This is a genomic window from Streptomyces sp. PCS3-D2 (assembly GCF_000612545.2).
GTDB lineage: Bacteria > Actinomycetota > Actinomycetes > Streptomycetales > Streptomycetaceae > Streptomyces.
Genome location: NZ_CP097800.1, coordinates 2,472,842 through 2,487,416, shown reverse-complemented (window position 1 = coordinate 2,487,416; position 14,575 = coordinate 2,472,842). Strand labels below are relative to the sequence as shown.

General features: G+C 71.7%; 10 protein-coding genes and 1 tRNA gene. 8 read left to right on the top strand and 3 right to left on the bottom strand.

What is annotated here, in order from left to right; all coding sequences use genetic code 11:
- Positions 1-85: 85 nt before the first annotated feature.
- Complete coding sequence (locus AW27_RS10130; RefSeq protein WP_037927885.1) at positions 86-1,678, bottom strand: M4 family metallopeptidase; 1,593 nt, start codon at positions 1,676-1,678, stop codon at positions 86-88.
- Between the two features lie 590 nt (positions 1,679-2,268).
- Here AW27_RS10130 and AW27_RS10125 point away from each other — a divergent pair.
- On the top strand, positions 2,269-3,852 hold the full coding sequence (locus AW27_RS10125; RefSeq protein ID WP_037928610.1) for a S8 family peptidase: 1,584 nt from the start codon (positions 2,269-2,271) through the stop codon (positions 3,850-3,852).
- Positions 3,853-4,089: 237 nt separating this feature from the next.
- Here AW27_RS10125 and AW27_RS10120 read toward each other — a convergent pair whose 3' ends face one another.
- Positions 4,090-4,767: a hypothetical protein gene (locus AW27_RS10120; protein WP_037927888.1), complete on the bottom strand. Its 678-nt coding sequence runs from the start codon at positions 4,765-4,767 to the stop codon at positions 4,090-4,092.
- Between the two features lie 255 nt (positions 4,768-5,022).
- A tRNA-Arg gene (locus AW27_RS10115) sits at positions 5,023-5,094 on the bottom strand.
- Positions 5,095-5,176: 82 nt separating this feature from the next.
- Between AW27_RS10115 and AW27_RS10110 the strand changes: the two genes are divergently transcribed.
- The 7 genes from AW27_RS10110 (at position 5,177) to rho (ending at position 14,483) form a co-directional block, all read left to right on the top strand.
- Complete coding sequence (locus AW27_RS10110; RefSeq protein WP_037927890.1) at positions 5,177-5,674, top strand: response regulator; 498 nt, start codon at positions 5,177-5,179, stop codon at positions 5,672-5,674.
- Between the two features lie 82 nt (positions 5,675-5,756).
- Positions 5,757-6,782 (top strand): ArgS-related anticodon-binding protein NrtL, encoded by a 1,026-nt coding sequence (gene nrtL / locus AW27_RS10105; protein ID WP_037927893.1) that lies wholly within the window; start codon positions 5,757-5,759, stop codon positions 6,780-6,782.
- 19 nt (positions 6,783-6,801) lie between these two features.
- Positions 6,802-8,193 carry a diaminopimelate decarboxylase gene (lysA, locus tag AW27_RS10100; protein WP_037927896.1) on the top strand — a complete coding sequence of 464 codons (1,392 nt, stop codon included), beginning with the start codon at positions 6,802-6,804 and terminating at the stop codon, positions 8,191-8,193.
- Positions 8,194-8,320: 127 nt separating this feature from the next.
- The gene (locus tag AW27_RS10095) at positions 8,321-9,610 is read left to right on the top strand and encodes a homoserine dehydrogenase (protein WP_037928613.1); all 1,290 of its coding nucleotides are present in this window, start codon (positions 8,321-8,323) and stop codon (positions 9,608-9,610) included.
- Positions 9,611-9,616: 6 nt separating this feature from the next.
- Positions 9,617-10,687 (top strand): threonine synthase, encoded by a 1,071-nt coding sequence (thrC, locus tag AW27_RS10090; RefSeq protein WP_037927899.1) that lies wholly within the window; start codon positions 9,617-9,619, stop codon positions 10,685-10,687.
- Positions 10,688-11,023: 336 nt separating this feature from the next.
- Positions 11,024-11,950 carry a homoserine kinase gene (gene thrB / locus AW27_RS10085; protein WP_037927902.1) on the top strand — a complete coding sequence of 309 codons (927 nt, stop codon included), beginning with the start codon at positions 11,024-11,026 and terminating at the stop codon, positions 11,948-11,950.
- A 430-nt stretch (positions 11,951-12,380) separates the two neighbouring features.
- A complete protein-coding gene (gene rho, locus AW27_RS10080; protein WP_037927904.1) occupies positions 12,381-14,483 on the top strand; it encodes a transcription termination factor Rho in 2,103 nt (700 codons plus the stop codon).
- Positions 14,484-14,575 lie beyond the last annotated feature (92 nt).

Genomic DNA, 14,575 nt, shown 5'->3' with positions numbered 1-14,575 from the left:
TGTGCTCTGTGCGTTCCGTGGGTCATGTGAGGCGTGGGGCCGCTCCGGGCGCGCCGGGTGTACCGGCCGCGCCCGGAGCGCCCGATCAGCCGACGTTGACGGCACCCCAGGCCTGCGCCACGGTCCGGTACTCCTTGCTGCCCTTGCCGTAGAGGTCGCGGGCCGCGTCCAGGGTCGCGCCCCTGGCCTCGTGGTAGTCGGTGGTCGAGGTCATGTAGACCGTCAGCGCCCGGTACCAGATCTTCGCGGCCTTCTCGTTGCCGATACCGGTGACCTGGGAACCGTCACAGGTGGGACTGTTGTACGCGGTCCCGTTGACGGTCTTGCGACCGCTGCCCTCGGAGGCCAGGTAGAACCAGTGGTTGCCCACTCCGGAGGACTGGTGCGGGTCCATGCGGCGGACCTTGGGGCTCCAGCAGTCGGGTGACCTGCCGTCACGCGAGGGCTGGTCCAGGCGGCGCAGCCAGGGCGGGGTGGACCGGTCGCTGAACAGGTAGTCGGGGGTGTCGTCGCGGTTGTCCGCGTACCACTCCACCATGGTGCCGAAGATGTCGCTGGTGGCCTCGTTGAGTCCGCCGGCCTCGCCGTGGTAGCGGAGCCGGGCGGTGGCGGCGGTGATGCCGTGCGTCATCTCGTGCCCCATGGTGTCGAGGTCGACCTGCTCGGTGTCCTTGCGGCCGTCGCCGTCCCCGGTCAGCATGCAGAAGCAACTGTCGTCCCACTGGGCGTTGTCCCAGTGCTTGCCGACGTGGACGAAGACGGTGGGTGCCCGACCGTCGTTCCTGATGCCCTTCCGGCCGAAGGTCTTCTTGAAGTAGTCGTGGGTCAGGGCGGTGTTGGCGTGCGCGTCCACGGCCGCGGTGGACCGGTCACGGGACAGGGTGCGGCCGTCGCCCCAGCGGTTGTCGGCGTCGGTGAAGAGCGTGCCCGACGCCGCGTTCACCCTGCCGGGGCGGATGTTGCCGGCATCCTTGGTGACGTGCCCGCGGACCGGGTCGGTGAGGGAGAACCCGCCCCTGCGGGGGCTGGTGTCCAGGGGCACCTTGCCGGCGTAGGCGGAGCGGCCCTCTCCGCGCGCCTGGTGCTCCGAGGTGTAGCTCTCGATCCGCTCGCCGGTGGCGGCATCGGTGACGACCACCAGTCCGGTGGGCTGGTCGTGCGCTCCCACGCCCCGCACGGTCGTCTGCCAGGCCAGTCGGGCCGTCCCCTCCACGGCCCAGACGACCAGCCGGGGTTCGGTCACGGCCTCGCGGATGCCGGTGGCCGCGCCGTGTGCCGCGGCGGCGGCCTCCGACACGGTGACGACCGGTTCGAGGGACCGGACGACGGGGCTGTGTCCCTTGGCGCGCGAGGCGCGCGTCATCCTGCCGTTCCGGTCCTGGTGGACCACCAGGTCGCCGCCGATGACCGGGAGCCCCTGATACGTGCGCTCGAAACGTATGTGTCGGGTACCGTCCGCGTCGACGACTGCGTCCGTGAACCGCAGGCTCTGTCCCGGTCCATAGCCGAACGCCTTCGGGTGGCGTGCGACGTCGGCCTCCGCGTCCGCCACGTTCCGGTCCAGGTCGGGTTCGGAAGCCGAGGCGGCGAGCTGCAGGCCCGCCGCGACCAGTAGCCCGGCGGCCAGAGCGGCTCCGGTTCTCACCCGGCGGGCGGTGGATCTCCTGCGCTTGTGCATGAGTGCTCCTCCTGTGCGCGCGGCCCGGGGCGCGGACGCCCCCACCGGTCGCCGGCGTCCGGACGTACCGCCCGCCCCGGGCCGAACCGCGTCTTCGAGGATCGGCGTGGAGCGGACGCTCCCGAGCCGTCCCGGGGGACCGGTTCGGCACGGGCTCGTCGGTACGGCTGCGCGACGGCACGGCGGTCCACCGCACGGTGCGGTGGTCCAGGCCCTCTCATGAGGAGGGAGTGGAGCCGAACGCCGGCCTCCCGACGCTTTATCGACTCGTGACCGGCTCCGCGCCCGGCTCCGTGCCCGGCTCCGTGCCCGGCTCCACGGCGCCGGTGCAGCCGCACCGACGGACCCGCGCGCATCGGCGAAGGCGACCGATCGGGCCCGGTCCTCGCAGGTGGAGCGGTGCCCGGCTCGGCCGTGCGCTTTTCAACCACCCAACGGCACTTGTGCATTGGAGGGAGATGGGTCACTGTTCTGCCCGCAGCCCGAGGAGCGCACAACTTCCGCACAGCTCCTGCACATGCGGAATTGTCATGGGCCTGCCAAGTCTGTGGAACTCCACGACACCCCACCTCTCACAAGGAGACCCCCCCATGTCCGCGTTACGCACGCGACGACGCAGAACCAGCCTGGCCGGACTGCTCCTGGCCTCCGCCCTGGGCGCCTGCTCCCTCGCCGCCCCGGCCGCAGCAGCGGCGGGAACCGGCGGCACCGGCGCCGTCCCGCACACCACCGGCGCCGCCGCAGTCCCCGGCAGCTACCTCGTCACACTCCGCCCCGCCCTCGCCGACTCCGACGGGGCCTCCGGCAGAGCTCTCGCCGAGCGGTACGGCGCCAAGGTCACGCGAACGTACACCGCGGCCCTCAACGGCTACGCGGTCGAACTGTCCGAGGCGCGGGCCAGGCGACTCGCCGCGGATCCGGCGGTCGAATCGGTCGTCCAGGACCAGGTGGTCAGGATCAACGGAACCCAGCCGTCCCCGCCCTCCTGGGGCCTGGACCGGATCGACCAGGAGAAGCTGCCACTGGACCAGACGTACCGCTACCCGGACTCCGCCGGCGAGGGCGTCACCGCATACATCATCGACACCGGTGTCCGCATCACCCACCAGGACTTCGGCGGTCGCGCCTCCTACGGCTACGACGCCGTCGACGACGACAACACCGCCGCCGACGGCCACGGCCACGGCACCCACGTCGCGGGTACCGTCGCGGGGTCGTCCTACGGCGTTGCCAAGAAGGCGAAGGTCGTGGCGGTCCGGGTCCTCGACGACGAAGGCTCCGGCACCATCTCCGGGGTCGTCGCGGGCATCGACTGGGTGACGCGGAACGCCGTCAAGCCGGCCGTCGCCAACATGAGCCTCGGCGGCGGGGCCAACACCACCCTGGACAACGCCGTTCGCAACTCCATCGCCTCCGGCATCACCTATGCCGTCGCGGCCGGCAACGAGGACGAGGACGCCTCCGGATCCTCGCCCGCCCGCGTCTCCCAGGCGCTGACCGTCGGAGCGACCACGAGCGGCGACGACAGGGCGTACTTCTCCAACTACGGAAGCATCCTCGACCTGTTCGCGCCCGGCTACTCCATCACCTCGGCCTGGAACGGCAGCGACACCGACCGCCAGACCATCTCGGGCACGTCGATGGCCGCCCCGCACGTCGCGGGCGCCTCCGCCGTCTACCTCGCCGGCAACCCGTCGGCCACACCGGCGCAGGTCTCCGCCGCCCTCACCTCGGCGGCCACCGAGGGCGTCGTCGGCGACCCCGGCAGCGGCAGCCCCAACCGCCTGCTGCGCGTGGCAGGCGGGGGCGACGAGCCGCCGCCGCCCGGTGGCGACCGCTACGAGAACACCACCGACTACGCGATCAACGACCACGCCACCTCGGAATCGCCGATCGGTGTCAAGGGGCGCTCGGGCAACGCCCCGTCCGCGCTGAAGGTCGACGTGGACATCAAGCACACCTACATCGGAGACCTCCGGGTCGAACTCCTCGCGCCGGACGGCAGGGTCCACCTGCTCAAGGACTACGGTGTCGGCGGCAGCAACGACGACCTGCGCGCCACGTACACCGTCGACACCTCGGCGTCCCCCGCCAACGGCATCTGGAACCTCCGGGTCCATGACAACGCCTGGTGGGACACCGGAAAGATCGACGCCTGGTCCCTCACCTTCTGACCCACCCGGCCCCCTCTCGCGTCACCCCATCGCACCCCCGCCCGGCCGGGCACACCGGGGCGGACCTCACCACGAGGTCCGCCCCTCTCCGGCACTCCGACGTCGGGGACCTCGCGCCGCAGTGCGCTTCTGGCAGCCGGTCCTCCGGTCTGCGGCGGGCGACCGCATCGGCCACGCTCCGGCTGCGGACACCGTCGGCCCCCGCCTCGCAGAGGCCGAGGAATCGCGGCCGGGGGGTTACTTCCGTCCGGGGGTCCACTTCATGCCGAGCCGGTAGGCGCGGGAGATCTTGTCCTGGACGCCGGGACCGTCCGCCGGAGTGAACCAGCGCACCTCGCGTTCGATGACGAGTTCGCCTTTCTGGCGCTTGATGAGGGCGATGGCGCAGGCGTTCGCCTGCGGCGGGCATGCGTCCAGGACCACCCGGAAGCGGTCGCCGCGGTCGGAGGTCAAGGTCACCACGGCGTCGAGGCCGCGGAAGTCGCCGGAGCCTTCGTAGATGTAGACGAAGAGCAGGAGCTTCTGGAACTCGGCCTGGTGGTCCAGGTTGATGACGAGGTTCTCCCCCGTCTCCCGTGCCCCGGTCCGGTCGTCCGCGTCGAGGGCGACGTACGGGAAGCGGTCCACCGCACCGAAGGCGTTGCCCAGCGCCTGCACGACGGTCTTGGAGCCGTCGGTGCAGCGGATCATGCAGCCGAGGTCGAGGTCCACCGTCCTGGCCGAGGCGGAGGCCGAGCGCAGCGAGGCCCGTATCCGGCCGAACAGACCGCGCGCCTCGCCGGCCGCCTGCCGAGCGGCGGCCTGCGGCGAGGTCCAGTTGAGGTTCACTTTGATCAGTCCGGAGGTCACGCCGTGCTTGGCCAGAGAGACGGTGGGGGCGGCCTTCGTCAGGTTCACGGTGGCGGGCGTGGTCATGCGGCACCTCTCGTTGAAGGCCCACGGGCGGGGTGGTGGACGACAGTACAGTCGGGTGGTGAGCTGCCGCAGGGAATCAATCAGTCGCCGCGCCTTCGGCAGCCGCGTACTCCTGCACCCGCGTACGACCGCCCGAGTGGCACGAAAGCCTCAGAGGCGGCCATGGGGCTGCATTGCCTGACGGCTGCACATACGCGAAGACCCCGTCTCCAGCATGTGCGCTGGCGGCGGGGTCTTTGGGCACTTCCTGCGAAGTGCCCCCGGCAGGATTCGAACCTGCGCACACGGCTCCGGAGGCCGTTGCTCTATCCCCTGAGCTACGGGGGCGTGTCGCTCGTCGTGCGGCGACGGGTTGAACACTACCAGCTTCCGCGGGGTGATCAGGAACCGATGTGCGGGGGACGGGGACATGGGTCGCCCGCACGGGGTGGAAGTGGCAAAAACCCGGACGCGGGGGCCCGCGCCGACCTACTCTCGAGTTGTGCCAGGCGTCTCTGGCCGGGTCCTCGTCGTCGACGACAACAAGGTGATCCGGCAGCTGATCAAGGTCAATCTCGAGCTGGAGGGCTTCGAGGTCGTGACCGCGAACGATGGTGCCGAGGCCCTGGACGTGGCGCACCGGGTGTGCCCTGACGTGATCACTCTTGATGTGGTCATGCCCCGGTTGGACGGGTTCGGGGCCGCCGCGCAGTTGCGGGCCGATCCGCGGACCCGGGACGTGCCCGTGGCCATCGTCAGCGCCTGTACGCAGCAGGAGGTCGAGGCCGGGATCGCGGCCGGGGTGGATGCCTTCCTCGCCAAGCCGTTCGAGCCCACCGAGCTCGTACGGGTCGTGCGCCGGCTCATCGAGCGCAAGGACCGGCGCGACGGGAGGAGAGGGGCACCCGCCGGGAGGGGCCGCGGCTGAGTCGCGGTCGGCCCGCGGGGGCTGCTGTTCACATGGCGAAACCCTTCGTGGGATGACCGGGCGCCTCCCCTAGGCTGGTCCCGTGACCCCCGCAGACCTCTCCCGTTGCGTCGTACGCGCCGTGCGCTGCGCCGTCGCCGACGGGGAGCTCGCCGCGGGTGCGGCCGCGCCCGAGCGGGTCGTCGTCGAGCGGACCCGGCCCGGCGGGGTGGGGGACTACGCCACCCCCGTCGCCTTCCAGGTCGCCAAGGCCGCCGGATGCCCGCCCCGTGGAGTGGCCGACGTACTGGCCCGCCGGCTCGGGGCCGAGCCCGGGATCGAGCGCGTCGAGGTCACCGGAGCGGGGTTCCTCAACTTCGTGCTGCCCGCCCCCTCCGCGCCCGCGGTCGTGGCCGACGTGATCGGCCGGGATGTCCGAGGCCGGGCCGTGCGGACCGTCCACGGCGACGAGAGCGGGCTCGGGCCCCGTGAGCGCGTGGTGCGCCAGAGCGTTCTGCGGCTCCTGTACGTCCAGGGTGAGATCGGGTCCGTGCGCACGCCCGCCGCCCCTGCCGCCTCCACCGGCGCTCTGGCCTCTCCCGACTCCGCCACCCCCGCCATCGCTGTCACCGTCGCTCCCGTCGCGCAGCGCGACGGCGACGTCGTCGCCCGCTACGGGGCCGACGCCGCCCGATGGGCGATGCTCGCCACGCCCGCCCGGGAGACTCCGTCCTTCTCCGACCTGCTGCTGCACCAGGGCGAGGCCAGCGAGTTCTTCCGGGTCCGGTACGCCCATGCACGCAGCCGGGCCCTCGTACGCAACGCCGAGCAGTTGGGCTTCCGGCCCGAGGCGGGCGAGGTCGGCGACGCCGCCGCCCTGCTGCGGCTCCTCGCCGACCATCCCCTCGTCCTGGAGGCCGCCGCGCACCACCGCGCGCCCGAGCGGCTCGTCCGGCACCTCGTCGAGCTGGCCGATGCGCTGCTCGACTTCCAGTACCGCGTACTGCCCCGGGGGGACGAGAAACCCTCGGCCGCCCACCGCGCCCGGCTGGCACTCGCCGAAGCCGCCGGGACGGTGCTGGCCGGCGGCCTGGCCCTGCTCGGCTTGGACGCACCCGAACGCCTATGAACCGCGAAGAGAGAAGCCGATGAGCCGTTCCGCGCACCCCGCCGGGCCCCGCCACGCCGACGTCCTGCCCGAAGGGCACTACTCCCCGCCGCCCGCCGACCTGAACGCGCTCGACGAGAAGGTCTGGGCCCGGACCGTCCGGCGCGGGGACGACGGCGTCGTCTCCGTCGGCGGCATGGAAGTCACCAGGCTCGCCGAGGAGTTCGGGACGCCCGCGTACTTCCTCGACGAGGACGACTTCCGGTCGCGCTGCCGGGCCTGGGCGCACGCCTTCGGCAAGGACGCCGACGTCTTCTACGCCGGGAAGGCCTTCCTCTCCAAGGCTGTCGTGAAGTGGCTGAAGGAAGAGGGTCTCAACGTCGACGTGTGCTCCGGCGGGGAGCTGTCGACCGCCCTCGCCGCGGGCATGCCCGCCGACCGGATCGCCTTCCACGGCAACAACAAGTCCGGGGAGGAGATCCGCCGGGCCGTCGGGGCCGGCGTCGGCCGGATCGTCCTGGACTCCTTCCAGGAGATCGTCCGTGTCGCGCACATCGCCCGTGAGCTGGGCGTACGCCAGCCGGTGCAGATTCGCGTGACCGTCGGCGTCGAGGCGCACACGCACGAGTTCATCGCGACCGCCCACGAGGACCAGAAGTTCGGCATCGCCGTCGCGGACGGGTCCGCCGCCGAGGCCGTGCGCCGTGTCCTCGGCCACGACTCGCTGGAGCTGCTGGGGATCCATTCGCACATCGGCTCCCAGATCTTCGACATGGCCGGCTTCGAGGTCTCCGCCAAGCGCGTCGTGCGGCTGCTCGCCGCCGTCCGTGACGAGCACGGCATCGAACTGCCCGAGATCGACCTCGGCGGCGGCCTCGGCATCGCCTACACCTCCGGCGACGACCCCCGCGAGCCGCACGAGATCGCCAAGGCCCTCACCGAGATCGTGGCCCGCGAGTGCGAGAGCGCCGGGCTGCGCGCTCCCCGGATCTCGGTCGAGCCCGGTCGCGCCATCGTCGGTCCGACCGCGTTCACGCTGTACGAGGTGGGGACGATCAAGCCGCTGGAGGGGCTGCGTACGTACGTCAGCGTCGACGGTGGGATGTCCGACAACATTCGTACGGCCCTCTACGACGCGGAATACTCCATCGCGCTCGTGTCCCGTACCTCCGACGCCGAACCGATGCTCGTCCGCGTCGTCGGTAAGCACTGCGAGAGCGGTGACATCGTCGTGAAGGACGCCTTCCTGCCGGCCGACCTGGCGCCCGGTGACCTCCTCGCCGTGCCCGCGACCGGCGCGTACTGCCGCTCCATGGCCAGCAACTACAACCACGCGCTCCGCCCGCCCGTCGTCGCCGTGCGTGACGGGCAGGCCCGAGTGATCGTTCGCCGCGAGACGGAGGAAGATCTCCTGCGACTCGACGTCGGATAATGAAATAGGTGTCTCAGCCAATGGACCGAAGGTGGAAAGTGCTGTCCATTGGGTGAGACTGGTTCACACCCCGCGTGCAAACCGTGCGCGGGGTAATGATGGAAGATCGAAAGGCGTAGGTCGAATGATGCGTACGCGTCCGCTGAAGGTGGCGCTGCTGGGCTGTGGAGTGGTCGGCTCAGAGGTGGCTCGCATCATGACGACGCACGCCGACGACCTCACGCAGAGGATCGGTGCGCCCGTCGAGCTCGCCGGCGTGGCGGTCCGCCGCCCCTCCAAGGTGCGCGAGGGCATCGATCCCGCGCTGATCACCACCGACGCGACCGCCCTTCTCAAACGAGGCGACATCGACATCGCCATCGAGGTCATCGGCGGCATCGAGCCGGCCCGCACTCTGATCACCACCGCCTTCGAGCACGGTATCTCGGTGGTCTCCGCGAACAAGGCGCTGCTCGCCCAGGACGGCGCCGCGCTGCACGCCGTCGCCGAGCGGGCCGGGCTCGACCTGTACTACGAGGCCGCCGTCGCCGGCGCCATCCCGCTGATCCGCCCGCTGCGCGAGTCCCTCGCCGGCGACAAGATCAACCGGGTGATGGGCATCGTCAACGGCACCACGAACTTCATCCTCGACAAGATGGACTCGACCGGCGCCGGCTACCAGGAGGCGCTCGACGAGGCCACCGCCCTCGGGTACGCCGAGGCCGACCCGACCGCCGACGTCGAGGGCTACGACGCCGCGGCCAAGGCCGCGATCCTGGCCGGCATCGCCTTCCACACCCGCGTCCGTCTGGACGACGTGTACCGCGAGGGCATGACCGAGGTCAGCGCCGCGGACTTCGCCTCCGCCAAGCGGATGGGCTGCACCATCAAGCTCCTGGCCATCCTGGAGCGCGCCGCGGACGGGGCGTCCGTCACGGCCCGCGTCCACCCGGCGATGATCCCGCTCAGCCACCCGCTCGCGTCCGTCCGCGAGGCGTACAACGCCGTCTTCGTCGAAGCGGAGGCCGCCGGGCGGCTCATGTTCTACGGGCCCGGTGCGGGCGGCGCCCCGACCGCGTCCGCGGTCCTCGGCGACCTCGTCGCCGTCGCCCGCAACAAGCTCGCCGAGGCAACGGGGCCCGGCGAGTCGGCGTACACCCAGCTGCCGGTCAGCCCCATGGGCGATGTCGTCACCCGCTACCACATCAGCCTCGATGTGGCCGACAAGCCGGGCGTCCTCGCCCAGGTGGCGACGACGTTCGCGGAGCACGGTGTGTCCATCGACACCGTCCGCCAGCAGGGCAAGGACGGCGAGGCGTCCCTCGTCGTCGTCACCCACCGCGCGCCCGACGCCGCCCTCTCCGGGACCGTCGAGGCGCTGCGGAAGCTGGACACCGTCCGCGGTGTCGCCAGCATCATGCGTGTTGAAGGGGAGTAAGGACCCATGAGCAGCAATCGCACCCACCAGTGGCGCGGCATCATCGAGGAGTACCGGGACCGCCTGCCGGTGACGGACACGACTCCGGTGGTCACGCTCCGCGAGGGTGGCACTCCCCTCGTCCCCGCGCAGGTGCTGTCCGAGCGCACCGGCTGCGAGGTGCACCTCAAGGTCGAAGGGGCGAACCCCACCGGGTCCTTCAAGGACCGCGGTATGACCATGGCGATCACCAAGGCCAAGGAAGAGGGCGCGAAGGCCGTCATCTGCGCCTCCACCGGCAACACTTCGGCCTCCGCCGCCGCCTACGCGGTGCGGGCCGGGATGGTCTCCGCGGTGCTCGTGCCCCGCGGCAAGATCGCGCTGGGCAAGATGGGCCAGGCCCTCGTGCACGGCGCCAAGATCCTTCAGGTGGACGGCAACTTCGACGACTGTCTGGACCTGGCCCGCGCGCTGTCCGACAACTACCCGGTGGCGCTGGTCAATTCCGTCAACCCGGTACGCATCGAGGGCCAGAAGACGGCCGCGTTCGAGATCGTCGACGCGCTCGGCGACGCCCCGGACGTGCACGTGCTGCCGGTGGGCAACGCCGGCAACATCACCGCGTACTGGAAGGGCTTCAAGGAGTACAAGGCCGACGGCCTGGCCTCCCGTACGCCTCGCGTGTGGGGTTTCCAGGCCTCCGGTTCGGCGCCCATCGTGCGCGGCGAGGTCGTCAAGGAGCCGCACACCGTCGCCACCGCGATCCGCATCGGGAACCCGGCCTCCTGGGACCACGCGCTGGCCGCGCGGGACGAGTCCGGCGGCTTCATCGACGAGGTGACGGACCGCCAGATTCTGGCCGCCTACCGGCTGTTGGCCGCCCAGGAAGGCGTCTTCGTCGAGCCCGCCTCGGCCGCCTCCGTAGCCGGCCTGCTCAAGGCCGCCGAGCTGGGCCTGGTGGACCCGGGCCAGCGGATCGTGTGCACCGTCACCGGCAACGGCCTCAAGGACCCCGACTGGGCGGTCGCCGGCGCGCCGCAGCCGGTCACCGTTCCGGTCGACGCCGAAGCCGCCGCGGTGCGCCTCGGCCTGGTCTGACGCCCGCCCGTGCGGGGCCGGGCCCGGAGGGCCCTCCGAGTGCCGTGACGGCGCTCCAGGGGTCCTCCGGACCCGGCAACTCACCCCGTACGACGACCGAAGTGCGGCCGAAGCGGGTCCAACCCGGTCGAAGCCCGCGACACGCATCGTGCGCCTCCTGTGCGCCCTATGTCGCGAGGGAACCTTCCTTCGATAGGCTGTACTTACATCCGCCACCGCGCATATGACTGCGGTGCTGCCCCGAGGGCCTTCGGGTGTCGTACGTTCTCCAGTACATTCACAGCGAGCCAGCGAAGAGCGAAGTTCTCGCACAGTCACAAGGAGTGTCATCGGACGATGGCCGGTCCAGCGTTCCGCGCCGCCGCCGTACGGGTGCGCGTCCCCGCCAGCAGTGCCAACCTCGGCCCCGGGTTCGACGCCCTGGGCCTGGCCCTGGGGCTCTACGACGACGTCGTGGTCCGGGTGGCCGACTCCGGCCTGGACATCGACATCGCGGGTGAGGGCGCCGACACCCTCCCGCGGGACGAGAGCCACCTGCTCGTACGCTCCATGCGCACCGCCTTCGACCTGCTGGGTGGGCAGCCGCGCGGCCTCGAAGTCGTCTGCGCCAACCGGATCCCGCACGGCCGCGGCCTGGGCTCCTCCTCGGCCGCCATCTGCGCAGGCATCGTGGCCGCCCGCGCCGTCACCATAGGCGGCGAGGGGAAGCTCGACGAGGCGGCGCTGCTGGAGCTCGCCACCGAGATCGAGGGCCACCCCGACAACGTCGCCGCGTGCCTGCTCGGCGGGTTCACGCTGGCTTGGATGGACGGGGGCAGCGCCCGGGCGATCCGGATGGAGCCCGCCGAATCCATCGTTCCGGTGGTCTTCGTGCCTTCCCGGCCGGTCCTCACGGAGACGGCGCGCGGCCTGCTGCCGCGCACCGTCCCGCATGTGGACGCGGCCGTCAACGCCGGCCGCGCGGGCCTGCTCGTGGAAGCCCTGACCAGGCGTCCCGAGCTGCTGCTGCCGGCGACCGAAGACCGGCTCCACCAGGAGTACCGGTCCCCGGCGATGCCCGAGAGCGTGGCACTCGTCAACCGACTGCGGGCGGACGGCATCCCCGCGGTCATCTCCGGCGCGGGGCCCACGGTCCTCGCGCTGGTCGACAACGACGCGGCCGACAAGGTCGCGCAGCTCGCGGGCGAGGGGTGGGCGGCCAACCGGCTCGCACTCGACGCCGCGGGCGCGAGCGTACTTCCGCTGGGCACCCAGGGCGGCTAGGCCTGCTTTCGGACAGGACCAGTCGGCCAGGGGCGGGCGGCCAGGGCAGGCCGCCCGCGCGGAAGCACGCGATTGCCGGTGATTGAGAGGGGGAATATCTATTGGATCCGGTAGTGTTAGTCTCAAGTGCGCATCGGAAGCCGCCAGGGCTCGGTGCTCAGTGTCCCCATCCGGGACCACATTTCTTCCGGGAGCCTCCCCGACTGCTTTGATCGCTTCCAGCAGTTTCGAGCACGCTCCGGAATCGGCGTGACTTTCCCACGCTTTCAGCTCGGGGGCTTCTCGCCGAACCCACGCACGTTTCTTTCCGCCGCATCTCCGTATCGGCGGACCACCGCCCCGGCACGGTCCACACCTAGGGCCGTCGTCGGACAGCACAACCGGTCGCCGAGCCAGACAGGCCGACGTCCGCTCCAGGGAAGGACCCTTCGTGAGCGACACCACCGATCTGATGGGCGCTGCCGACACCTCTGTCGACACCAGTGCCCCCGCCGCGGGCGCCGCGGCCGCCCCCGCCGGACGGCGGCGACGCACCGGCACCGGCCTTGACGGCATGGTCCTCGCCGAGCTGCAGCAGGTCGCGTCCGGCCTCGGCATCAGGGGCACCGCGCGGATGCGCAAGAGCCAGCTGATCGAGGTCATCAAGGAGGCGCAGGCGGGCGGAGGTGCCCCCAAGGCCGCTGCCGCCGCCGCGGACACCGCCGAGACCAAGCCGAAGCGCCGCGCCACCAGCAAGGCCCGTACGGCCGCCGCCGACGCCGCACCGGCGGAGGCCCCCGCGGCCCCGGCCGAGAAGCCTGCCGCGCAGACGCAGATCGAGATCCCGGGCCAGCCGGCAGGAGGCCCCTCCCGCTCCGGCGCGGCCGAGAGCGGGGGAGACGACGCCCCGGCCGGCGAACGCCGCCGCCGCCGCGCCACGGCCCCCTCCGGCAGCCCGGAGAGCTCGGCCCCCGTCTCCGTGCAGGTCGAGCAGAAGGCCGACACCGCCACCGCCACCGCGCCCGCCGAGCCCAAGGCGGAGGCCGCCACGGCGGTCTCCGCCGGCCAGGCCCAGGGCCAGGACGGCGAGGGCCGCGGCCGCCGCGACCGCCGGGAGCGCGGCGACCGCCAGCGCGACCGCCGCGACCGTGGCGCCAAGGCCGACGAGCAGGGCCAGAGCGGCCAGGGTCAGGGCCAGGCTGCGCAGGGTGGCCAGGGCGGCGGCCGTCAGGACCGCCAGCAGCAGGGCGGCCGCGGTCAGGGCCAGGGCCAGCAGGGCCGCCAGGACGGCGGTCCGCAGGACGACTTCGACGACGAGGGCGGCCGCCGTGGCCGTCGCGGCCGCTACCGCGACCGCCGGGGCCGTCGCGGCCGCGACGAGTTCGCGCCGAACGAGCCGCAGGTCGCCGACGACGACGTGCTGATCCCCGTCGCGGGCATCCTCGACATCCTGGACAACTACGCGTTCATCCGGACCTCGGGCTACCTGCCCGGCCCCAACGACGTGTACGTGTCCCTCGCCCAGGTCCGCAAGGCGGGGCTGCGCAAGGGCGACCACACCACCGGTGCCGTGCGCCAGCCCAAGGACGGCGAGCGCCGCGAGAAGTTCAACGCCCTGGTGCGCCTCGACTCGGTGAACGGCATGGCGCCCGAATCCGGCCGCGGCCGACCGGAGTTCCAGAAGCTGACGCCCCTGTACCCGCAGGACCGGCTGCGCCTGGAGACCGACCCGGGCGTGCTGACCACCCGCATCATCGACCTCGTGTCGCCGATCGGCAAGGGCCAGCGCGGTCTGATCGTGGCCCCGCCGAAGACCGGCAAGACCATGATCATGCAGGCGATCGCCAACGCGATCACCACGAACAACCCCGAGTGCCACCTGATGGTCGTCCTGGTCGACGAGCGTCCGGAAGAGGTCACCGACATGCAGCGGTCGGTCAAGGGCGAGGTCATCTCCTCGACCTTCGACCGCCCGGCCGAGGACCACACCACCGTCGCCGAGCTGGCCATCGAGCGCGCCAAGCGCCTCGTCGAGCTGGGTCACGACGTGGTCGTCCTGCTGGACTCCATCACCCGTCTGGGCCGCGCGTACAACCTCGCGGCGCCCGCCTCCGGCCGCATCCTGTCCGGTGGTGTCGACTCGACCGCGCTGTACCCGCCGAAGCGCTTCTTCGGTGCCGCGCGCAACATCGAGGACGGCGGCTCGCTGACCATCCTGGCCACCGCGCTCGTCGACACCGGCTCGCGCATGGACGAGGTGATCTTCGAGGAGTTCAAGGGCACCGGCAACATGGAGCTCAAGCTCGACCGGAAGCTCGCCGACAAGCGCATCTTCCCGGCCGTCGACGTCGACCCGTCGGGCACCCGCAAGGAGGAGATCCTCCTCAACGCGGAGGAGCTCGCCATCGTGTGGAAGCTGCGCCGGGTGCTGCACGCGCTCGACTCGCAGCAGGCGATCGAACTGCTCCTCGACAAGATGAAGCAGACGAAGTCGAACGCGGAGTTCCTGATGCAGATCGCGAAGACGACCCCGTCGGGCAAGAGCGACGACTGAGGTCCGTCGGCCGGCGTACCACGCCGGCCGTGAGGCATCGCCACAGCAGCCCCCGCCGCACGCCGCGGCGGGGGCTGCCGTGCTTCCCGCCG

What these genes read in the sequence shown, in the direction of transcription:
- AW27_RS10130 (WP_037927885.1), bottom strand. Translation starts at nt 1,678, where the DNA reads ATGCACAAGCGCAGGAGATCCACCGCCCGCCGGGTGAGAACCGGAGCC.
- AW27_RS10125 (WP_037928610.1), top strand. Translation starts at nt 2,269, where the DNA reads ATGTCCGCGTTACGCACGCGACGACGCAGAACCAGCCTGGCCGGACTG.
- AW27_RS10120 (WP_037927888.1), bottom strand. Translation starts at nt 4,767, where the DNA reads ATGACCACGCCCGCCACCGTGAACCTGACGAAGGCCGCCCCCACCGTC.
- AW27_RS10110 (WP_037927890.1), top strand. Translation starts at nt 5,177, where the DNA reads ATGGGTCGCCCGCACGGGGTGGAAGTGGCAAAAACCCGGACGCGGGGG.
- lysA (WP_037927896.1), top strand. Translation starts at nt 6,802, where the DNA reads ATGAGCCGTTCCGCGCACCCCGCCGGGCCCCGCCACGCCGACGTCCTG.
- AW27_RS10095 (WP_037928613.1), top strand. Translation starts at nt 8,321, where the DNA reads ATGCGTACGCGTCCGCTGAAGGTGGCGCTGCTGGGCTGTGGAGTGGTC.
- thrC (WP_037927899.1), top strand. Translation starts at nt 9,617, where the DNA reads ATGAGCAGCAATCGCACCCACCAGTGGCGCGGCATCATCGAGGAGTAC.
- thrB (WP_037927902.1), top strand. Translation starts at nt 11,024, where the DNA reads ATGGCCGGTCCAGCGTTCCGCGCCGCCGCCGTACGGGTGCGCGTCCCC.